The following is an 18,939-nucleotide window of genomic DNA, read 5'->3' as shown; positions in this document are numbered from 1 at the left end:
TTCGTAACGTCGCGGGAACCGCGCGATTCGCCCGCCACCGACAGGAGGGCTCCTCGGCCGTAGGGGAATCGCCCCGCCGGACGGGCCGGCGGGGCGGAAGCGGGGTTCGGGAGGGGCGGGGGTCACACCCTCCGCAGGCCGGCCGCGAGGGTCGCGGCCAGGAGGACGAGCAGGCCGCAGAGCGTGGTTCGCAGGCCCAGGCCGCTCGCGCACCAGCCGACGAGGACCGGGCCGATCAGCAGGCCGCTGTAGGTCATGGTGTTGATCTTGGCGAGGGCGTCCGCCGTGCTCGCCGTGCCCATGTCCTCGCCGCCGTGGCCGACGGTGCTGAAGATGACCGGCACCAGCACGGAGAGCCCGAGGCCGAGCAGGGCGAAGCCCGCGACGGCGATCGCCGCGCCCGGGGCGAGCACGACCACCGCCAGGCCGCCGACGGCGACCGCGCCGCTGCGGGTGACCAGCGCACGGGCCCCGTACCGCCCGTGCAGCTTGTCCCCGACCAGCCGGCCGCCCGCCTCGCAGGCGCTGAACGCGACATAGGCGAGCGAGGCGGTGGCGAGGGAGGAACCGAGGCCGTCGTGCAGGTAGATGCCGCCCCAGTTGCCGACGACGCCGCTGCACACCAGGACGACCGTGCCGGTCGCGCCGAGCAGCAGCAGCCGGGGGGACCACCCGGTCCAGGTGCTGGAGCGGCTCTTTCGGTCGCCGCCGGCCGCCGTGCGCCGCCCGGTCCGGTCGGCCGAGGCCGGCAGCAGATGCCGTCCCGCCGCCAGGGCCAGCGCGACCATGACGGCGCCCACGACCTCGTAGTGCGCGGTGACGGAGAGGCCGGCCTTGATCGCGGCGCCGCCGAGCAGCGACCCCGACGCGGAGCCGATGCTCCACGCGGCGTGGCAACTGTTCATGATGTGGCGGCCCGTCGTCTTCTCCACCGCGATGGCGTGGCTGTTCATGGAGACGTCGATGACACCGTCGGCCGCGCCGAACACCGCCAGCGCGAGGCCGAACCACACCACGGAGCCCGACCGGCCCGCCGGGACGAAGAGGACGAGGGAGAGCGGCAGCGCGAGTGCCGACGCCCGTACGACGGGCGAGCTGCCGAAGCGCGCGACGAGCCCGCCGGTCGCCTGCATGGCCAGCAGTCCGGTGACGATGGGCAGCATCAGCAGCATGCCCAACTGGCCGTCCGAGAGCCCGAAGTCGGACTTCCAGAGCGGGATCTGCACGAAGTAGCTCGCGAAGACGAATCCCGTCAGGAAGAACGGCCCCCGGGACGCGAGGCCGACCAGCCGCGGGGCTCCCGAGGCGGCTCCCGCGGCGCCTCCTTCCCCTCCTTCCACGGCCGTCTCCACCCTGCCTCCGGCTTCTTCCGTCTTGCCGTTCTCGGCGTTCGTCATGTCGTCTCCAGCTCGTCGACTCGCTGCGGGGCACGCGGACAACTCCATTCAGGCACACTATTGCCAAGTTGGGCAACATTCAGTCACACTCCAGGCATGACTGATCTGAAGTTCAGTGTCGTGATCCCTTACAAGCAGCGGCTGGACAACATCCGTCTCGTCCTCTCGGCGCTCGCCGAGCAGACGATGGACCGCTCCGACTTCGAGGTCCTGATCGGCGCGATGGAGTACGCGCCGGAGTTCGTCTCCGTGGCCGGTGAGTTCACCGACCGGATCGACGTCGTGTCGGTCCTGTCCGGCGACGAGTGGAACCTCTGCCAGGCCCGGAACCTCGCCATGCGCCTTGCCCGCGGCCGGGTGACGCTCATCCTGGACGCGGACATGGTGCTGCCTCCGCACTTCCTCGACAACCTCTACGACCGGCATTACGCCCATGGGCAGAACGTCTGCGTCCTGGGCCAGATGATCGGCTACGACGACGCCGTCGAGACCGATGTCGAGCACGTCGAGGCGGTCCCCTTCAGCCACTACCGGGAGGTGCTCGCCGGCCTGGAGGAGCGCGACGAGGTGGTCATGGACGACCGCTGGAACGCCGACCAGCGCCAGGCGTTCGCGGCCTTCCCCTGGGTCTACGCCCGCGGCGGCCTGGTGGCCGTCCCGACCGCGACCGTCCGGGAGCACGGGATCACCTACGACGTGGGGTTCCGCGGCTGGGGTCCCGAGGACCAGGAGTGGGCGCTGCGGATCGCCCTGACCGGCACGCCGATCGTGCTCGGCCAGGAGGTGTACGGACTGCACCTCCCGCATCTGCGCAGCGTCGCGGACAACGGCCGCACGGCGTGGATCAACAACCGCTACTACCTGGCCAAGTGGCCCCGCCTGGAACTCGAACTCGCCCTCGCCTTCGGCTGGTCGGAGACCGCCCGGATCCTGCCCGGGGTACGTGCCGAACTGGCCGCGGCCGGCGAGAAGCTGGGCCTCGGCCCCCGCTACGAACTGGGCGCCGTGCACGGCACGGTCAACGGCCGCGGCGTCATCGCCGTCGGCGCGGCCGTCGACCGCGCCGCCGGGACACCCGGGCCCGAGACCGCCGCCCTGTTCGACGCCCGCTCACCGCTGACCGTCCTGCCGCTGGCCGGCTTCGCGCTGCCCTACGCCGACGGCGAGATCGAGGAGTGCCATGTGCTGCCGCCGGTGGCCGGGCTCGACGCGCGCTACCGGGACGCCGTCCTGCGCGAGGCGGAGCGCGTCGCCGTGAAGGTCTCGTCCTCGGCGGGCGCCGAGGCGCGCTGAGCGACACCCCTGGGCCGTGTCCGCAAAGTCCCGCCCGCCCCGCGACGCCCGGCACGCTCCCCCACTGCCTTGAGGGCGTGGGCGGTGCCCCACTCGCCGCACCGGACGAAAGCCCAAGTACGTCCAGTACGAGGGCTTCCGCCCGGCGCTCCCCCAGCCTTCGGCCGGGGGACCCCAGAGCACGCACCGGACGCCGCGGGGCCCGCCCTTCGGGCGGACGACGGGACTGTGCCGACACGACCTGGGACAGCCCCTCCCGGCGATGTCCGGGTCCAACGACCTCCGCGGATCGGAGTACTCATGTCCCGTACGCTCGAAACGGCCACCAACTGGGCCGGGAACATCACGTTCGGCGCCGCGCGGTGGCATCGGCCGCGGAGTCTCGACGACCTGCGGCGGCTCGTCGCGGGCAGCGACCGCATACGCGCCGTCGGCAGCGGCCACTCGTTCAGCGCCGTCGCCGACACCCGCGGGGACCTGGTCAGGCTGGACGGCCTGCCGCCCGCGGTCGAACTCGACCCGGCGGCCTCGGCCGTCACCGTCTCCGCCGGCCTGCGCTACGCGGACGTCATCGCCCCGCTCGAACGCGCCGGTCACGCCCTGGCCAATCTGGCCTCGCTGCCGCACATCTCCGTCGCCGGCAGCGTGGCCACCGGCACCCACGGGTCCGGCGACACCCTGGGCTGTCTGGCCGCGTCGGTCCGGGCGCTGCAACTGATCGGTCCCGAGGGCGACTTGACCGAGCTGAGCCGGGACACCGACCCGGACGTGTTCCCCGGCGCGGTGGTGGCCCTCGGCGCGCTCGGCATCGTCACCCGGCTGACCCTCGACGTCGAGCCGAGCTACGAGATGGCGCAGCGCGTCCATGTCGCGGTCCCGCTCGACGAGGTGGCGGCGGACTTCGACACGGTGTCCGGCGCGGCCCACAGCGTCAGCGTGTTCACCGACTGGGGCGGCGCGTCCGCCGAGGTCTGGCTCAAGCGCAGGACGGACCGGCCCGACCCGGGCTGGGACGGCGGCCGCCGGGCCGAGCGGCCCATGAACCCCGTCCCCGGAATGCCCCCGGAGTTCAGCACCCAACAGCTCGACGAACCGGGCCCGTGGTGCGAGCGCCTGCCGCACTTCAGGCCCGAACTGACCCCGGGGGCCGGCGAGGAACTGCAGTCCGAGTACTACCTGCCGCGCACCGCGGCCCCCGCCGCCTTCGCCGCGCTGCGGAGCCTGGGACCGCGTCTCGCCCCCGCCCTGCACATCGCGGAGGTGCGCACGGTCCGCGCGGACGACCTGTGGCTGAGCCCCGCCCGCGGCCGGGACTCCGTCACCTTCCACTTCACCTGGGTCAAGGACCTGGACCGCGTCCGGCCGCTGATCGCCGCCGTCGAGGACGTCCTGCTGCCGCTCGGCGCCCGCCCGCACTGGGGCAAGCTGACCGCGCTCACCCCGCGGGAGCTGGCCGCGCTGCACGAACAGCTCGGCGCCTTCGCGCAGTTGGTCCGCAAGTACGACCCTGCCGGCAAGTTCGGCAACGACTTCACGGACGGACTCCTCGGCACCGGGTGACGTCCCGCGAAGACGGCTGTGGCCCACGGGGACTCCCCTCCCCGTGGGCCACAGCCCTGCCGCCGCCGGGCCGCCGTCACCAGCGGTCGTGCACCAGGGCCCTGATCCGGCGGTCGTAGATCTCCTCGATCGCCTTCGTCGTGAGCCGGGGAAGTTCGGGCAGCCCCGCGGCCTCGGAGTTGGCGCGGGCCTGCTGCCGGGTGCGCGCGCCGGGGATCACCGTGGTCACACCGGGCTGCTGCACGACCCAGCGCAGCGCCGCCTGTGCCGGAGTCGTGCCGTCGGGCACGAGAGCCGCGAACTCGGCGGCCGCCTCGACCCCCACCTCGTAGCGCACGCCGGAGAACGTCTCGCCGACGTCGAACGACTCACCGTGGCGGTTGTAGGCGCGATGGTCGTCGGCGCCGAAGACCGTGTCCCGGCGGTACCGGCCGGAGAGCAGCCCGGAGGCGAGCGGGACGCGGGCGACGATGCCCACACCGGCCGCCCGGGCCGCTGGCAGGACGCGCTCCAGGGGCTTGCGCCGGAAGGCGTTGAGGATGATCTGCACACTGGCCACATGGGGTCGGGTGATCGCGGTCAGCGCCTCCTCGCAGGTCTCCACGCTCACCCCGTACGCCGCGACGCGCCCCTCGTCGACGAGCACGTCCAGGGCGTCGTACACCGAGTCGGCGGAGAGGACGGGCGTGGGCGGGCAGTGCAGTTGGACCAGATCGAGCGTGTCCACGCCCAGGTTGGCGCGCGAACGGTCCGTCCAGGAACGGAAGTTGTCCAGGGTGAACTCCTCCGGGTGCTGCGGCGCGCGCCGCCCCAGCTTCGTCGCCACGAGGATGCCGTCCGCGCGCGAGGGGCCGAGCCGCCTGAGGAACGAGCCGATGAGCCGCTCGCTGCGGCCGTCGCCGTACACGTCCGCCGTGTCGAGGAACGTCACGCCCGAGTCCACGGCGGCACCGAGGACGGCCAGCGCCTCGTCCTCGTCCACCGCGCCCCAGTCGGCGCCCAACTGCCAGGTGCCGAGCCCCACCACCGAGACGCTCCGACCGATCCTGCCGATTTCCCGTTGTTCCACGAGGACCACCTTGTGAGAGCCGTTGCCACCGAACCTTGTTGCCAACCATGTTGGCATTGAATTGCCTAGATGCAATGACTATAGTCAACTCATTGCCAATGAGGTTCTACGGGTGGCAACCCGGACTGGAGGCGGCGTTGACGCACATCGCCGGCACGACTGTTCTGCTCACCGGCGCGACCGGGGGCATCGGACGCGCCCTCGCGCACCGACTGGCCCGCGCGAACGCCACGCTGGTGGTGACCGGGCGGCAGCCCGAGGCGCTGGAGACTCTCGCCGCCGAGGTCGGCGCCAGGCCCGTCGTCGCGGACCTCGGCGACCCCGACGCCGTGGCCCGGCTCGCCGCGCAATGCCCGGACGTGGACGTGCTGGTGGCCAACGCGGCACTGCCCGCCAGCGGCGACCTCCTCGACTACACCCCCGCGCAGATCGAGCGCGCCCTCGCGGTGAACCTGACCGCCCCCGTCCTGCTGTCCCGGCTGCTCGCCCCCCGCATGGTGGCGCGGGGACGCGGTCATCTGGCCTTCGTCGGTTCCATGTCAGGCAAGGCCGCCACCCCGTACTCCTCGCTCTACACCGCGTCCAAGTTCGGCCTGCGCGGGTTCGCCCACAGCCTGCGCCTGGATCTCCACGACACCGGCGTCGGCGTCTCCCTCGTCCAGCCCGGCTTCGTCCGCGACGCGGGCATGTTCGCCGCGACCGGCGCCGAGGTGCCTAGCGGCGTGCGCACCGTCTCGCCCGACGAGGTGGCTGCCGCTGTCGTCCGGGCCGTCGAGGACAACCGCGGCGAGACCAACATCGCCCCGCTCGAACTGCGCCTGCGCTGCGCCCTGGCCGTCCAGTTCCCGGACTTCGCGGCCCGCTCCCACCGGCACGCCGACACCGATCCGACGGTCCACCAGGTGATCGAGGCCCAGCGCGCCTCCCGCTGACCCGTCCGTGCCCGCACGCACGACACCCCCCTGACCGTGTCTCAGGTCAGGAGGGTGTGAGAGCGGTAGCGGAGGGATTTGAACCCTCGGTGACTTGCGCCACACTCGCTTTCGAGGCGAGCTCCTTCGGCCGCTCGGACACGCTACCGAGAGAGACCTTACAACAAGGTGGGGTGTGGTTTGAAATCGGTAATCGAGGCCGACCGCCGGTACCGCTACCGGCCGCGGAAGAACTCCGTGAGCAGGTGCGCGCACTCGTCCGCGAGCACGCCCTCGATCACCTCGGGGCGGTGGTTGAGCCGCCGGTCCCGTACGACGTCGAAGAGCGAGCCGGCCGCGCCCGCCTTCTCGTCGCGGGCGCCGTAGACGACCCGGTCGACCCGGGACTGCACCAGCGCGCCCGCGCACATCGTGCAGGGTTCGAGGGTGACGACGAGCGTGCAGCCCGAGAGCCGCCACTCGCCCAGCTCCGCCGCCGCGCGCCGGATCGCGAGGACCTCGGCGTGCGCCGTCGGATCGCCGGTGGCCTCGCGTTCGTTGTGTCCGGTGGCGAGCACGGTCGTACCGTCCGGGGACAGTACGACCGCGCCGACCGGGACGTCGCCGCCCCGGGCGGCCGCTCCGGCCTCGTCCAGGGCGAGCCGCATCGCGGCCCGCCAGCGGTCGCGTACCGGGTCCCAAGGCCCTTCTGTGCGTGCTGTGGTCAGCGGACGGTCTCCAGGACCTCCGAGGCCCCCAGGGCCTCGGCGATGGAGCTCAGCGCGTCGTCGGCGTCCAGGAGACGCAGTTGCTTCTCGCCGACGCCCAGGTCGTCGAGGATCTGGACATCGCCGACGGGGCTGTGCGGAACGGCCTCGGCCGAGGAGGTGCCGTCCTCGTCGTCGTCCTCCTCCTCGGTGTCACCGTCCTCGGTACCGTCGAGGTCGAGCGAGTCCAGGTCGACGACATCGTCGTCGTCCGGATCCCGTCCGAGCAGCTCGTCGGTGAGCAGGATCTCGCCGTACGAGCTGCGGGCTGCCGCAGCGGCGTCCGAGACGTAGATCCGCGGGTCGTCCTCGCCGTCGATGCGGACGACGCCGAACCAGGCGTCCTCCTGCTCGATGAGTACCAGCACCGTGTCGTCCTCGGGCGAGGCTTCACGGGCCAGTTCGGCCAGATCCGACAGGCTCTCGACATCGTCGAGCTCTGTGTCGCTCGCTTCCCACCCGTCTTCGGTGCGCGCGAGCAGTGCGGCGAAGTACACCGTGACTCTCCCACTGGTCATAGGTGTGCCGGTTGGGGGTCCCCCCGGCGAGGTTACGGGCGGGGAGAGCTCGTGCTCCGAGCCCCACCCACTCGGAATCGTGGCAGAAACAAGGCGTTCAGGGGACGTCTTCGGCTCCCTGTGTCCGCCCGTTTTGATCGACCACCAGCGGGATCGTACGCGGCGATCGCCGTGCACACGCACCCGGTTGGGCTTACAAAGTGCTGTGAGACAGGCCTCAACTACCAGCGGAACGTGCGCATACGCATGGCGTGGCGCAGCTTGGCGGTCTTGGCGCGCCGGGGCTGGACCCGGTCGCGCAGCTCGCGGGCCTCGGCCAGATCGCGCAGGAACCGGTCCCGGCGCTTCTTGCGCTCGGCGTCGGTTTCCCGGCTGTTCCGCTGTGACGGGTCCTCGTGGGACTCACGGTCAGGCATCGGTGCACCACCCCGTTCCGTCCCTCCCACTTTCCCCCGGACGGGCGGTTTGATGCCAGTGCGGGTGGAATCGCGGCCGGTGGGGCCGTTGTCGCGGCCGGTCGGAGCGGGGCCGCGGCAGCCGCGGGGCCCGGCTACTGTTGTGGACATGCGTCTCCACGTCGTCGACCACCCCTTGGTCGCCCACAAGCTCACCACGCTGCGCGACCAGCGCACCGATTCCGCGACCTTCCGCCGCCTGGCCGACGAGCTGGTCACCCTGCTCGCCTACGAGGCCACGCGCGACGTGCGCACCGAACAGGTCGACATCACGACGCCGGTCGCCTCGACCACCGGCGTCAAGCTGTCCTACCCGCGCCCGCTGGTGGTGCCGATCCTGCGGGCGGGCCTCGGCATGCTGGACGGCATGGTCCGGCTGCTGCCCTCCGCCGAGGTCGGCTTCATGGGCATGGTGCGCAACGAGGAGACCCTCCAGGCCTCCACGTACGCCACACGCATGCCGGAGGACCTCTCGGGCCGCCAGGTGTACGTCCTGGACCCGATGCTGGCCACCGGCGGCACCCTGGTCGCCGCGATCCGCGAGCTGATCAAGCGCGGCGCCGACGACGTGACGGCCGTGGTGCTGCTCGCCGCCCCCGAGGGCGTCGAGGTCATGGAGCGCGAGCTCGCGGGCACCCCGGTGACGGTCGTGACGGCCTCGGTCGACGAGCGCCTGAACGAACACGGCTACATCGTCCCGGGCCTGGGCGACGCCGGCGACCGGCTGTACGGCGCGGCGGAGTAACACCCGCTCGCCGTCCGGCCGATGGACACCGGTCCGCTCGACACCCGCTCACCGTCCGGCAGTTCGACACCGGACGGATCAACACCCGATTCCCGTACGGCTCTTGCCTGCCGTACGGGTGCGCGCGTGCGGTGTCCTACGGCTGCTCCCGTACGGCTACGAGCACGCCTTCGGTGACGCACTGGCGGTCGGTGCGGCGGGCCCGCTCAGCGCGGCCAGGGCCTTGTCGGCGGCGGCCTTCGCCGTGAGGTTCTTGAACGCGGTGCCGATGATCAGGTCGACGGTGGCGCCCTTGCGGGTGGCCTCGGTGCGGCGCTCGGCGCCGGTGAGCTGGGTGGCGAGGACGGGCAGCGAGGTGTCGAGCGAGGCGGCGGGGCCGAGCAGTACGCCGGTGCCCTTGACCTTCTTGTCCCACTGCGCGGACGCGTTGCCCACGTCGCCGATCCGGAAGCCGCGCTTCTTCAGCTCGTCGGCGGTCGACTTGGCGAGGCCGCTGCGGGGCGTGGCGTTGTAGACGTTCACGGTGATCTGGGCCGGCTTGGGCACGGCGGCGTCCGTGCTCGCGCTCGCACTCGCCGAGGGGCTGGCCTTGGACACGCAGGCGGCCTTGGAACCGGCGGCCGAGGCCTGCTTGCCGCCACCGGTGAAGACGTCGATGAGCTGCAACGTGCCCCACCCGCCCACACCCACGACGGCGACGGACGCGACCATCATGAGGACGAGCCGCCCACGGCGCCGCGGACGGCGCATGCGCGGGTATTTGTCCCCCGTGATCCGGTACTGGCCGCCCATGCCTGGGGGAGTCAGCATGCTCATGAGCGCAGCGTAGTGCGCCCGGGCGGCGATGCCTACTAGATGATCATTCGACAGCGCCGAGACCAACCCGAAAGGGCGAACGGTTTACCGGAAGGCAGCCGTCCGCGGCTCGCCGAAGGCGCGACTCAGTCCAGCTCGAGCACGCGCGCGTGGAGCACCTGGCGCTGCTGCAACGCCGCGCGGACCGCGCGGTGCAGGCCGTCCTCCAGGTACAGGTCGCCCTGCCACTTCACGACGTGCGCGAAGAGGTCGCCGTAGAAGGTCGAGTCCTCGGCGAGAAGGGTTTCGAGGTCGAGCTGGCCCTTGGTCGTCACGAGCTGATCGAGGCGGACCGGGCGCGGCGCGACATCCGCCCACTGCCGGGTGCTCTCCCGGCCGTGGTCGGGGTACGGCCGGCCGTTTCCGATGCGCTTGAAGATCACACGGAAAGCCTACCGGTCATGACGTTCCGGGCGCAGCCATGGAGACGGAGTGCGACGCTGGAAAAGATGGGGCAAAGAAGGGCAAAAAGGGAACAGGGGTCTGATATGAGTGACAGCGAGTCGATCGCCGCGGGCTACGCCTTCACAGGACCCGCACTCGACCTCGGGGCCCTGCTGTGGGACGGTGCCCCGCTGCCCGACGCGCAGATCCGCATCCCCCTCCCCATGCTCAACCGCCACGGCCTGGTCGCGGGCGCCACCGGCACCGGCAAGACCAAGACGCTCCAGCTCATCGCCGAGCAGCTCTCGGCACAGGGCGTGCCGGTGTTCCTCGCGGACGTGAAGGGCGATGTGTCGGGCATCTCGGCGCCGGGAGTGGCGAACGACAAGGTGCGGGGGAGGGCGTCGGAGGTCCGTCAACAGTGGACGGCGACCGGATTCCCCGCCGAGTTCTACGCCCTGGGCGGCATCGGCCACGGCATCCCGGTCCGGGCCACGATCACCGGCTTCGGCCCGGTGCTGCTCTCCAAGGTCCTCCAGCTCAACCAGACCCAGGAACAGTCCCTCGGCCTGATCTTCCACTACGCCGACACCAAGGGCCTGGAGCTGATCGACCTCAAGGACCTGCGGGCGGTCGTCACCTTCCTGACCTCGGACGAGGGCAAGCCGGAACTGAAGAACATCGGCGGTCTGTCCACCGCCACGGCCGGCGTGATCCTGCGCTCCCTCACCGCCTTCGAGGCGCAGGGCATGGCCGACTTCTTCGGCGAGCCCGAGTTCGACACGAGCGAGCTGCTGCGCACGGCGACCGACGGCCGGGGCATGGTCTCGGTCCTCGAACTCCCTGCCGTCCAGGACAAACCGCAGCTCTTCTCGACCTTCCTGATGTGGCTGCTGGCCGACCTCTTCCACGACCTCCCGGAGGTCGGCGACGCCGAGAAGCCGAAGCTCGTCTTCTTCTTCGACGAGGCGCATCTGCTCTTCAACGACGCCTCCAAGGCCTTCCTGGACTCGATCACGCAGACCGTCCGCCTGATTCGCTCGAAAGGGGTCGGCGTCTTCTTCGTGACGCAGACCCCGAAGGACGTACCCGGCGACGTCCTGGCCCAGCTCGGTAACCGCGTCCAGCACGCGCTCCGCGCCTTCACCCCGGACGACCAGAAGGCGTTGAAGGCGACGGTCAAGACCTTCCCGAACTCCTCCTACGACCTGGAGGAGATCCTGACGGGCCTGGGCACGGGCGAGGCGGTGGTCACGGTCCTGAGCGAGAACGGCGCCCCGACCCCGGTCGCCGTCACCCGCCTCCGCGCCCCCGAGTCCCTGATGGGCCCGATCGACGCGGCAACCCTCGACCTGGCGGTCAAGTCCTCATCTCTCTACGGCCGTTACGCACAGGCTGTGGACCGCGAGTCGGCATACGAGAAGCTGACGTCCCGTCCGCAGCCGCAGGAGACACCGAAGGCGGCCGCGAAGAAGTCTCCGGCCAAGGAGGACGAGTCGATGGTCCAACAGGTCGTAGGCAGCGGGATGTTCAAGTCCCTGGCGCGTTCCGTCGGCACCCAGATCGGCCGAGAGATCACCCGCTCCCTGTTCGGCACGGCCCGGCGGAAGCGCTAACCACCGGGCCGTACGTCCGGCGGGTCAGCGCTTGTGTCCCTCCGGGGGCCGCTGCGGCTCGGGTCGGCGGACCTCCGGCTTGGGCGCGTTGCGGACGGCCTCCGCGCGCAACAGGGCGCGCAGGACCGCGTACGGGTCGATGGGCATGGCTGTGCTCCTGGCGTCGTACCGACGGATTGACCTGGGGGGGGCGGTCGGTCCGTCAGCAGCGCAGGACCACGGTGCGCAGGGAGCGGAGGGTGTACGGGGGCCGGGGCGGCGCGGGGAAGGAGCGGACCCGGGGTGCAGGGGATGCCGGGGCGGGCGCGGGCCGCAGGGGCACGGTGGGCCGGTGGACGGTGAGGGAGACGGGCCGTAGGGCAGCGGCCGTATCGAGGACGTCGTACTCGACGGTCGTCTCGGCGGACGCCGCGACCGGCGTCGCGCGCATCTGGGCGTCGGTGCCCGGGACGAGCAGGGCGAGCAGCAGCACGAGGGCCCGCAGCCAGGCGCGGCTGCGGGGGAGGTGTCGTGCGGGGCTCACCCTCGTGCTCATGGAAGGTCTTCTCCCAGCGGGCGTACGGAGTTCATCGCGGCGGGCGGGGAAACCGCCCGCACGGCCTACCAACGAGGCTCACAGGGCCGTGGGCACCTTCTTGGCGAGGCTCCTCATCCGGACGCCGGTGATGATCTCCACGACGCCGACCGCGACCAGCCAGATGCCGCAGACGAGGGTGAGGACGGCGACCGAGCGGAACGGCGAGTCGATCAGCACGATGCCGGCGACGAAGGTGACGATCCCGAGGAAGATCTGCCAGCCGCGCGCGGGCATGGTCCCGTCGTGGATGGCGGCCAGGGTCTGGGTGATGCCCCGGATCAGCCAGCCGATGCCGATCCACAGGGCGAGCAGCAGGATCGACTGCATCGGCCCGCGGAAGCAGAACAGGCCCAGCACGATCGACAGCGCGCCGCTGATGAACGCGAGTACGCGCAGCGAGGTCGCCCGGTGGGTGCCGAAGGCGGCGACCAACTGGAAGACGCCGCTGATCAGGAGGTAGAGACCGAAGAGGATGCCGGCCGCGAAGAGGGACGCGCCGGGCCAGACCAGGACCAGCACGCCCAGGACGAGAGAGGCGACGCCGGTGAGCAGGACGACCTGCCAGGCGGCTTTGGAGAGGGCGAACAGGGGCCCTTCGAATTCCTCTTCGCGTGGCGGCCGGTGTTGACGCCGGCTGTCGTGGACGCTGCGGTCGTCGTACTCCGGGCCCAAGGGGCCGCTCGGTGCCTCGGTCATGGTCCATGTTTTGACCGGGTCCTGCGGACCCGCCACCGGGGACGGGCCACCTGGCTGACGGGGTTGTTCGGTGCCGGGGTTACTTGCCGCCGGTGGCCTTCGCCGCCTTGTCCGCTTTCGCGGCGGCCTTCATCTCCTGCTTGTGGGCGCGGACCTTGGTGAGCGACTCGGGCCCGGTGATGTCGGCGACGGAGCGGTAGGACTTCGCCTCGCCATAGGCCCCGGCGGCCTCGCGCCAGCCCTTCGGCTGGACCCCGAGCTGCTTGCCGAGCAGGGCGAGAAAGATCTGCGCCTTCTGCTTCCCGAACCCGGGCAGCGCCTCCAGCCGCTTGAGCAGCTCGGCCCCGGTGCCGACGCCGTCCCAGACACCGCTCGCGTCCCCGTCGTAGTGCTCGACGACGTACTGGCACAACTGCTGGATCCGCTTGGCCATGGACCCCGGGTACCGGTGCACGGCCGGCTTCTCGGAGAGCAGCGAGGCGAAGTCCTCGGGATCCCGGGCCGCGATCTCGTGCGCGTCCAGATCATCGGCCCCGAGCCGGTCGGCGATCGTCCGCGGCCCCTTGAACGCCCACTCCATCGGCACCTGCTGATCGAGCAACATCCCGACCAGCGCGGCGAGCGGGGAACGGCCGAGGAGCGCGTCGGCGTCGGGGTCCTGGGCGAGGTGAAGGGTGACGTCCATGGGTCGATGATGGCGCGGATGGGAGCGGGGTGCCTTCCGGATCAATGGGTGGTCCGGCACCGGCAGCGGAAACTCACAAGGCTTCATCGGCAGCGGCTGGTTGCCTTGCCCGGCGCAGTTCCCTGACCGTGAGCGCCCCCGCGCCCGCTGTCCCGAAGAGCGGCAGTACGGGGAACAGGATCCAGATGCCCCATGAGACGAAGTCCGTCTTGACCGGTTCGTAGCCTCCCCAGAGAGTCCGTGCGGCCCTGACGGTCTCGCCCACGTGGCCCTTGTAGGCGACCTCTGCGGTGCGCGCGTGCGTGGTGTGCTGCACCGGACCGCTGCATACGGTTTCGGTGCCGCTCTTCACCGACTCTTGGTGGCACTCGGCGAACCGGACCTCCACGGCGTTCCCCGACAGGTTCAGCGTCGCGATGCTCATCGACACGGCCGCCGCTGTCGCCGCCACGCACAGCAAGGTGAGCGCGGCATAGCCGACGACCGCGCGTATCCGCCCCTTTGGCATGAATCAATCATGCTCCTTCCCCGTACGGGGGTCGGCCTCAGGTCGGCCGCCAGTACCCCAGCGCGTGCACCCGTTCCCGTCGTACGCCCAACTCCCTGCGCACGTACGACGACAGCCCTCGCGTCGTGGCCGTGTCGCAGGTGATCCAGACGTACGGGTCGGGGGTGGTCTTCAGGAGGTCCGGGAGTTCCGTCCGTACCCGCTCGGCGAGTTGGCCCCTGGAGAGGTGGCGGACCTCGTGCAGCGGCGGGTCCGTGCGGAACGGCAGGCCCTCGGTGGCGTTCTCGAACCAGATCGTCGCCGGGACCGTCGAACCGACCGACCCCAGCAGGGAGTTGATGGCCGGGAGGGACGCCGGGTCGCCGATCGCGAAGAGGTGCGACGGGGTTGGGGTGGGCGCCTCGAAGCCCGTGCCCTGGACCGTCGCCTCGATCGTGTCGCCGGGCTTCGCGGCGCGGGCCCAGTCGCTCGCGCTGCCCTCGTGCAGGGCGAATTCGAGGCCGAACGTGCCGGCCGCCGGATCGGGGTCGACCAGGGTGTACGCCCGCTGGTGCGGCCTGCCGGCGTTGTCGAACCAGAGGCGGACCCACATCGTCGGGTGGACGCCGGTCGCCGCGAGCATGCCGCCGTCGGTGAGGCGGAGGCGGCGGTAGTGCGGGGTGACGTCCTCGGCCCTCGTCACGGTGAACTCGAAGTCCTTCGCGCGCAGCAGTTTGAGTACCGCGCCCTCCCAACCGCGCCCCTGCACCATCGCCTCTTCACCCTTCGCGTACGCTTTCCCCACGAGTAACTTAGGCAAGGCTAACCTAAAAAACAGCCGCAACACAGAGCCGTACTCAACACAGAGCCGCAACACAGAGAGGTCGCAGGGTGACAACCCAGATCTACCGAGATGCCTGGGGAATCCCCCACCTGCGCGCCGACAGCGCCGACGAACTCGCCCGAGTCCAGGGCCGCGTCACCGCCCTCGACCGCGGCCGGCAGTTGGAGGTCGAACGGCATCGGGCGCAGGGCACCTCGGCCGCCCTTCTCGGTCTCGCCGCCCTGCCCTGGGATCTCTTCGCCCGACGGGTCCGGCTCGACGACACCGCGAGACGTTGTTTCGCCGCCCTGGAGCGGCGGGACCCGGAGACCGCGCGCTGGGTCCGGTCGTACGTCGACGGCGTCAACGAAGGCCTCAACAACGGGACTTCGGCTCCTGAGTTCGCCAAGTCCGGGCTCGCGCGCGGGCGTTGGGAACCCTGGACTCCCCTCGGGGTCTGGCTCGCCACGCACATCCTCTTCGCGGGGTTCCCGGCCAAGCTGTGGCGTGAAGAGGCGATACGGCGGCTCGGGCCGGACGCGGTCGGGCTGTTCGCCGCCGACGGGCCCGGTACCTCCGGCAGCAACGGCTGGCTGGTGAGCGGGGCGCGGACCACGACCGGGCGGGCCGTCCTCGCCGGTGATCCGCACCGCTTCATCGAGGAACCCGGCGTCTATCAGCAAGTCCACCTCTCCTGCCCGGAGTTCGACGTCGTCGGCCTCACCGTGCCCGGTGTCCCGGGCATCGCCCACTTCGGGCACACCGGCACGGTCGCCTGGGCCATCACCAACGCCATGGCCGACTACCAGGACCTGTACCGGGAACGGTTGCGCCGTACCGGTGCCGGTGTCGAAGCCCTTGGCCCGGACGGCGGTTGGCGGCGCGCGGCCCGGCACACGGAGCTCGTCGAGGTGGCCGGGGAGGAGCCCGTCGAGGTCGAGGTGATCGAGACCGAGCGCGGGCCCGTCGTCATCGGCGGGCCGGAGGGGCTCGACGGCGGAGTCACCGCGCCGCCCGGCGTCCCGCCACTCGCCGTCAGCCTCCGCTACCCGCCCCGCGTCACCGAAGACCTCGGCTTCACCGCCCTGCTCCCGCTCCTCCGCGCGCGCCAAGTCGCCGACGTGGACCGGGCGTTCGACGACTGGGTCGAACCCGTCAACGTCGTCCAGGCCGCCGACACCGAGGGCGGACTGCTGCACCGGGTCGCGGGCCGGGTGCCGTTGCGCGCCGAGGCCAACCGCATCCGGCTGGTCCCCGCCTGGGAACCCGGTCACGAGTGGCACGGCTGGCACGAGATGCCCCGCGCCGGACTGACCGAGGACGGCATCGCCGTCATGGCCAACCAGCGCGGCCCGGCCGCCCCGCTCGGCGTCGAGTTCGCCCCGCCCCACCGCGCCGACCGCATCACCGAACTGCTCGCCGAGCGCGCGAGGTGGTCCGCCGCCGACATGCCCGCGATCCACATGGACACCCAACTCGGCTCCGCCGCACCCCTGTTGGACCACCTGGCCGCCCTGACCGACCTCACCCCCGCCGCCTGCGTACTCCGCGACAAGCTGTTGGCCTGGGACCGCCGCATGGACGCCGACAGCACCGACGCCGCAGCCTTCGCGGCCGTGCGCGGCGCGGTCGTACGACGGCTCGCGGCGCACCCGGCGTTCGCCGCGCTGGCCGAGCCGCCCGCGTACCCGGAGGTGTTCCTGCCGTGGCTCGCGTTGCTCCCGCGTGTCGCCTTCGCGCTCGAACACCTGCTGCGGGCACGGGAGTTGTACGGCACCGACCGGACGGAGATCGACCGGGCGGAGATCGTGCGGGCGGCGGTCGAGGAAGTCGCCGCCGCACCGGCGGGCGCCTGGGGCGACACCCACCGCCTCGCTCCCTGGCGGGCGTTGGCAGAGGAGTCGACGTACAGCGAACAACCCGGCCTCTCCGGCGACCACGACTGTGTCCTGTGCACCTCTTCCGTCCCCGGGCTCACCGACCTGAGCGCGCGGGGGCCGGCGGCCCGGTTCGTGTGGGACCTGAACCGGCGGGAGGACAGCCTGTGGGTGGTGCCGTTGGGGGCGTCGGGGGTGCCCGGTTCGCCGCATCACCGCGATCAACTCCCCTTGTGGCTCAAGGGAGATCTGGTCCCGGTGATCACCGACTTCACCCGCCTCGAACCCGACATCCCCACCCGCGAACCGGTCCACGAACAAAACGTCGCCGGCTTCGGCACCGTCCGCATCCTCCCCCTGGACCCGGTGGCCGACGCGGAGACCATCCACCGCTGGGTCAGCGAGGAACGGGCCGCCTTCTGGGGCATGAACGGCCTCACCCGGGCCCAAGTCGCCGAGATCTACGCCCACATGGAGACCCTCGACACCCACCACGCCCACCTGGTGGTCAGGGACGACGAACCGATCGCCCTCCTCCAGACCTACGAGCCCGCCGCCGACCGCGTCGGCGACTGCTACGCCGTGGCACCCGGAGACATCGGCATCCACCTCCTCCTCGCACCCGCCGGACCGGACGGCGAACGGCCCGGCTGGTCGGCGGCGGTGATGGGGGTCCTCGCGTCGTACGTCCTGGTCGTGCTGGACCGGCGTCGGATCGTGGTCGATCCGGATGTGCGGAACGAGAAGGCGATCGCGCGGTTTCTGCGGCAGGGGTTCGTGGCGGGGCCGGAGGTCGTGCTGCCGGAGATCGACATCCCGGACGTCTTCCTGCCCGAAAAGCGCGCTCAACTGGCGTTTCTCCCTCGCGAGGTGGCCTTCCCGTAGCCTGCCGAGGTGACCGGAGTGACCCCAGAAGACCTCGTCGCCCACTACGGCCTGGAGCCGATCCCCCGCGAGGGCGGACTGTTCCGCCGGACCTGGGCGGGCCCGCTGCGCCCGGACGGCCGCCCGGAGGGCACGGCGATCGTCGCCCTGCTGACAGCGCCCGACTACTCCGCGCTGCACCGCCTGCCCGGCGACGAGGTCTGGCACTTCTACCTCGGCGACCCGCTCGAACTCCTCCTCCTCGCCCCCGACGGCAGCACGCGCACGGCGGTCCTCGGCCCGGACGTCCTGCACGGCCAGCACCTCCAGTTCACCGTGCCCGGCGGTACGTGGATGGGGGCGCGGGTGGTGGCGGACGGCGCGTGGACGTTCTTCGGCTGCACGATGGCACCCGGGTTCACCTACGAGGGCTACGAGCACGGCGAGGCAGGCGAGTTGAGCGTTCGCTACGCCCGCGACCCGTCCGAGGCCGCCCGCATCACCGGGCTGTGCCGCTCGTGAGCCGCCTGCTGGAAGGGCAGTTCGCCCTGGTCACGGGTGCGAGCGGGGGCATCGGCCGGGGCATCGCGCTGCGGTTCGCCGAGGAGGGGGCGGCGGGGGTCGCGGTCCACTGTCGTACGGCGGTGCAGGCGGCCGGTGAAGTCGCCGCGCGCGTAAGGGAGTTGGGGGCCCGAGCCGTCGTACTGCAAGCCGATCTGACCGACGAGGACGCCTGCCGCGGACTGGTCCGCGAGGCGGCCGAATGGGGCGGTGGACGGCTGACCGCGCTGGTCAACAACGCGGGTGTGCAGCCGACGCAGCCCCTGGACGGGATGACGGCTGCGGACTGGCGGGCGGTCGTCGACACCAACCTGACGAGCGTCTTCGCGTGCACCCAGGCGGCGGCCGAGGCCATGAGGGAGCAGGGCGGCGGCACGGTGACGCACATCGCGTCGATCGAGGCTGGCGCCCCGGCCGCGCTGCACGCGCACTACTGCGCGTCCAAGGCGGCCGTGGTCATGCACGCGCGGTCGGCGGCCCTGGAGTACGGCCCGTACGGCATCCGCGTCAACACGGTCTCGCCCGGTCTGATCGACCGGGAGGGGCTGGCGGAGGCCTGGCCGGACGGCGTGCGGAGATGGCAGGAGGCGGCGCCGACGGGGCGGCTGGGCCGGCCGGAGGAGGTCGGGGACGCGTGCGTGTTCCTGGCTTCGCGCCTCGCCTCCTGGGTCACCGGGCACGACCTGGTCGTCGACGGCGGCATGACGGCGCGGCCGGCATGGTGAGCGGGACGTGTGCTTCCTCCGTACATAACCGGAGGCCGACGTACCTGACCGTGGGCCGGAATGTCCGAAGACGG

21 protein-coding genes and 1 tRNA gene are annotated in these 18,939 nt (G+C 71.6%); 8 read left to right on the top strand and 14 right to left on the bottom strand.

The window, feature by feature from the left end:
* Positions 1 to 122: 122 nt before the first annotated feature.
* Positions 123 to 1,397, bottom strand: a complete 1,275-nt coding sequence (locus OG223_RS25960) for an MFS transporter (RefSeq protein WP_329253210.1) — start codon at positions 1,395 to 1,397, stop codon at positions 123 to 125.
* Positions 1,398 to 1,493: 96 nt separating this feature from the next.
* On the opposite strand from OG223_RS25960, the gene OG223_RS25955 reads away from it, so the two are divergent.
* Together OG223_RS25955 and OG223_RS25950 are read left to right on the top strand one after the other, a co-directional pair.
* The gene (locus OG223_RS25955) at positions 1,494 to 2,690 is read left to right on the top strand and encodes a glycosyltransferase family A protein (protein WP_329253207.1); all 1,197 of its coding nucleotides are present in this window, start codon (positions 1,494 to 1,496) and stop codon (positions 2,688 to 2,690) included.
* Between the two features lie 300 nt (positions 2,691 to 2,990).
* On the top strand, positions 2,991 to 4,250 hold the full coding sequence (locus OG223_RS25950; RefSeq protein ID WP_329253204.1) for a D-arabinono-1,4-lactone oxidase: 1,260 nt from the start codon (positions 2,991 to 2,993) through the stop codon (positions 4,248 to 4,250).
* Positions 4,251 to 4,326: 76 nt separating this feature from the next.
* Here the strand turns inward: OG223_RS25950 and OG223_RS25945 are convergent, their stop codons facing one another.
* Complete coding sequence (locus tag OG223_RS25945) at positions 4,327 to 5,328, bottom strand: aldo/keto reductase (RefSeq protein ID WP_329265470.1); 1,002 nt, start codon at positions 5,326 to 5,328, stop codon at positions 4,327 to 4,329.
* A gap of 89 nt (positions 5,329 to 5,417) precedes the next feature.
* On the opposite strand from OG223_RS25945, the gene OG223_RS25940 reads away from it, so the two are divergent.
* A complete protein-coding gene (locus tag OG223_RS25940; protein WP_329253201.1) occupies positions 5,418 to 6,251 on the top strand; it encodes an SDR family NAD(P)-dependent oxidoreductase in 834 nt (277 codons plus the stop codon).
* A 63-nt stretch (positions 6,252 to 6,314) separates the two neighbouring features.
* On the opposite strand, the gene OG223_RS25935 is transcribed toward OG223_RS25940, so the two are convergent.
* The 4 genes from OG223_RS25935 to OG223_RS25920 form a co-directional block, all read right to left on the bottom strand.
* Positions 6,315 to 6,399, bottom strand: a tRNA-Ser gene (locus tag OG223_RS25935).
* A 67-nt stretch (positions 6,400 to 6,466) separates the two neighbouring features.
* Positions 6,467 to 6,898, bottom strand: a complete 432-nt coding sequence (tadA, locus tag OG223_RS25930; protein ID WP_329253198.1) for a tRNA adenosine(34) deaminase TadA — start codon at positions 6,896 to 6,898, stop codon at positions 6,467 to 6,469.
* Between the two features lie 56 nt (positions 6,899 to 6,954).
* On the bottom strand, positions 6,955 to 7,494 hold the full coding sequence (locus tag OG223_RS25925; protein ID WP_329265468.1) for a tRNA adenosine deaminase-associated protein: 540 nt from the start codon (positions 7,492 to 7,494) through the stop codon (positions 6,955 to 6,957).
* A gap of 242 nt (positions 7,495 to 7,736) precedes the next feature.
* Positions 7,737 to 7,931: a hypothetical protein gene (locus OG223_RS25920; RefSeq protein WP_329253195.1), complete on the bottom strand. Its 195-nt coding sequence runs from the start codon at positions 7,929 to 7,931 to the stop codon at positions 7,737 to 7,739.
* 148 nt (positions 7,932 to 8,079) lie between these two features.
* Between OG223_RS25920 and upp the strand changes: the two genes are divergently transcribed.
* A complete protein-coding gene (upp, locus tag OG223_RS25915) occupies positions 8,080 to 8,715 on the top strand; it encodes a uracil phosphoribosyltransferase (protein WP_200691015.1) in 636 nt (211 codons plus the stop codon).
* Positions 8,716 to 8,871: 156 nt separating this feature from the next.
* On the opposite strand, the gene OG223_RS25910 is transcribed toward upp, so the two are convergent.
* Both OG223_RS25910 and OG223_RS25905 read right to left on the bottom strand, forming a co-directional pair.
* Entirely contained in the window at positions 8,872 to 9,507 is a 636-nt protein-coding gene (locus OG223_RS25910; RefSeq protein WP_329265467.1) for a LytR C-terminal domain-containing protein, read from the bottom strand.
* A gap of 149 nt (positions 9,508 to 9,656) precedes the next feature.
* On the bottom strand, positions 9,657 to 9,953 hold the full coding sequence (locus tag OG223_RS25905) for a type II toxin-antitoxin system VapB family antitoxin (protein ID WP_003999914.1): 297 nt from the start codon (positions 9,951 to 9,953) through the stop codon (positions 9,657 to 9,659).
* 105 nt (positions 9,954 to 10,058) lie between these two features.
* Here OG223_RS25905 and OG223_RS25900 point away from each other — a divergent pair, with 105 nt between their 5' ends.
* Positions 10,059 to 11,570: a helicase HerA-like domain-containing protein gene (locus OG223_RS25900; protein WP_329253190.1), complete on the top strand. Its 1,512-nt coding sequence runs from the start codon at positions 10,059 to 10,061 to the stop codon at positions 11,568 to 11,570.
* 24 nt (positions 11,571 to 11,594) lie between these two features.
* Here the strand turns inward: OG223_RS25900 and OG223_RS25895 are convergent, their stop codons facing one another.
* The 6 genes from OG223_RS25895 to OG223_RS25870 form a co-directional block, all read right to left on the bottom strand.
* Complete coding sequence (locus OG223_RS25895; protein ID WP_329253187.1) at positions 11,595 to 11,717, bottom strand: hypothetical protein; 123 nt, start codon at positions 11,715 to 11,717, stop codon at positions 11,595 to 11,597.
* Positions 11,718 to 11,772: 55 nt separating this feature from the next.
* Entirely contained in the window at positions 11,773 to 12,105 is a 333-nt protein-coding gene (locus OG223_RS25890; RefSeq protein WP_329253184.1) for a hypothetical protein, read from the bottom strand.
* 78 nt (positions 12,106 to 12,183) lie between these two features.
* Positions 12,184 to 12,843 (bottom strand): HdeD family acid-resistance protein, encoded by a 660-nt coding sequence (locus OG223_RS25885; protein ID WP_329253182.1) that lies wholly within the window; start codon positions 12,841 to 12,843, stop codon positions 12,184 to 12,186.
* A gap of 79 nt (positions 12,844 to 12,922) precedes the next feature.
* Positions 12,923 to 13,528 (bottom strand): HhH-GPD-type base excision DNA repair protein, encoded by a 606-nt coding sequence (locus tag OG223_RS25880; RefSeq protein WP_329253179.1) that lies wholly within the window; start codon positions 13,526 to 13,528, stop codon positions 12,923 to 12,925.
* A gap of 73 nt (positions 13,529 to 13,601) precedes the next feature.
* On the bottom strand, positions 13,602 to 14,036 hold the full coding sequence (locus OG223_RS25875) for a hypothetical protein (protein WP_329253176.1): 435 nt from the start codon (positions 14,034 to 14,036) through the stop codon (positions 13,602 to 13,604).
* 37 nt (positions 14,037 to 14,073) lie between these two features.
* Positions 14,074 to 14,787 (bottom strand): siderophore-interacting protein, encoded by a 714-nt coding sequence (locus OG223_RS25870; protein WP_329253172.1) that lies wholly within the window; start codon positions 14,785 to 14,787, stop codon positions 14,074 to 14,076.
* A 119-nt stretch (positions 14,788 to 14,906) separates the two neighbouring features.
* Between OG223_RS25870 and OG223_RS25865 the strand changes: the two genes are divergently transcribed.
* Genes OG223_RS25865 through OG223_RS25855 form a run of 3 tightly spaced genes read left to right on the top strand, consistent with a single transcriptional unit; the run spans position 14,907 to position 18,865 of the window.
* Positions 14,907 to 17,600, top strand: coding sequence for a GNAT family N-acetyltransferase (locus OG223_RS25865; RefSeq protein ID WP_329253170.1), 2,694 nt, complete (start codon positions 14,907 to 14,909; stop codon positions 17,598 to 17,600).
* Between the two features lie 18 nt (positions 17,601 to 17,618).
* Positions 17,619 to 18,101, top strand: a complete 483-nt coding sequence (locus OG223_RS25860; protein WP_329253167.1) for a cupin domain-containing protein — start codon at positions 17,619 to 17,621, stop codon at positions 18,099 to 18,101.
* Complete coding sequence (locus OG223_RS25855) at positions 18,089 to 18,865, top strand: SDR family NAD(P)-dependent oxidoreductase (RefSeq protein ID WP_329253164.1); 777 nt, start codon at positions 18,089 to 18,091, stop codon at positions 18,863 to 18,865. The genes OG223_RS25860 and OG223_RS25855 overlap by 13 nt, the downstream gene beginning before the upstream one ends.
* The last annotated feature ends 74 nt before the right edge of the window (positions 18,866 to 18,939 follow it).

This window comes from Streptomyces sp. NBC_01478, from assembly GCF_036227225.1.
GTDB lineage: Bacteria > Actinomycetota > Actinomycetes > Streptomycetales > Streptomycetaceae > Streptomyces.
The sequence above is the reverse complement of the archived record's forward strand: the minus strand, read 5'-3'. Positions and strand labels throughout refer to the sequence as shown.

Coding starts and splice junctions, on each gene's coding strand:
- OG223_RS25960 (WP_329253210.1), bottom strand. CDS start 1,397: ATGACGAACGCCGAGAACGGCAAGACGGAAGAAGCCGGAGGCAGGGTG.
- OG223_RS25955 (WP_329253207.1), top strand. CDS start 1,494: ATGACTGATCTGAAGTTCAGTGTCGTGATCCCTTACAAGCAGCGGCTG.
- OG223_RS25950 (WP_329253204.1), top strand. CDS start 2,991: ATGTCCCGTACGCTCGAAACGGCCACCAACTGGGCCGGGAACATCACG.
- OG223_RS25940 (WP_329253201.1), top strand. CDS start 5,418: ATGAGGTTCTACGGGTGGCAACCCGGACTGGAGGCGGCGTTGACGCAC.
- tadA (WP_329253198.1), bottom strand. CDS start 6,898: ATGCGGCTCGCCCTGGACGAGGCCGGAGCGGCCGCCCGGGGCGGCGAC.
- OG223_RS25920 (WP_329253195.1), bottom strand. CDS start 7,931: ATGCCTGACCGTGAGTCCCACGAGGACCCGTCACAGCGGAACAGCCGG.
- upp (WP_200691015.1), top strand. CDS start 8,080: ATGCGTCTCCACGTCGTCGACCACCCCTTGGTCGCCCACAAGCTCACC.
- OG223_RS25910 (WP_329265467.1), bottom strand. CDS start 9,507: ATGGGCGGCCAGTACCGGATCACGGGGGACAAATACCCGCGCATGCGC.
- OG223_RS25900 (WP_329253190.1), top strand. CDS start 10,059: ATGAGTGACAGCGAGTCGATCGCCGCGGGCTACGCCTTCACAGGACCC.
- OG223_RS25895 (WP_329253187.1), bottom strand. CDS start 11,717: ATGCCCATCGACCCGTACGCGGTCCTGCGCGCCCTGTTGCGCGCGGAG.
- OG223_RS25890 (WP_329253184.1), bottom strand. CDS start 12,105: ATGAGCACGAGGGTGAGCCCCGCACGACACCTCCCCCGCAGCCGCGCC.
- OG223_RS25885 (WP_329253182.1), bottom strand. CDS start 12,843: ATGACCGAGGCACCGAGCGGCCCCTTGGGCCCGGAGTACGACGACCGC.
- OG223_RS25880 (WP_329253179.1), bottom strand. CDS start 13,528: ATGGACGTCACCCTTCACCTCGCCCAGGACCCCGACGCCGACGCGCTC.
- OG223_RS25875 (WP_329253176.1), bottom strand. CDS start 14,036: ATGCCAAAGGGGCGGATACGCGCGGTCGTCGGCTATGCCGCGCTCACC.
- OG223_RS25870 (WP_329253172.1), bottom strand. CDS start 14,787: ATGGTGCAGGGGCGCGGTTGGGAGGGCGCGGTACTCAAACTGCTGCGC.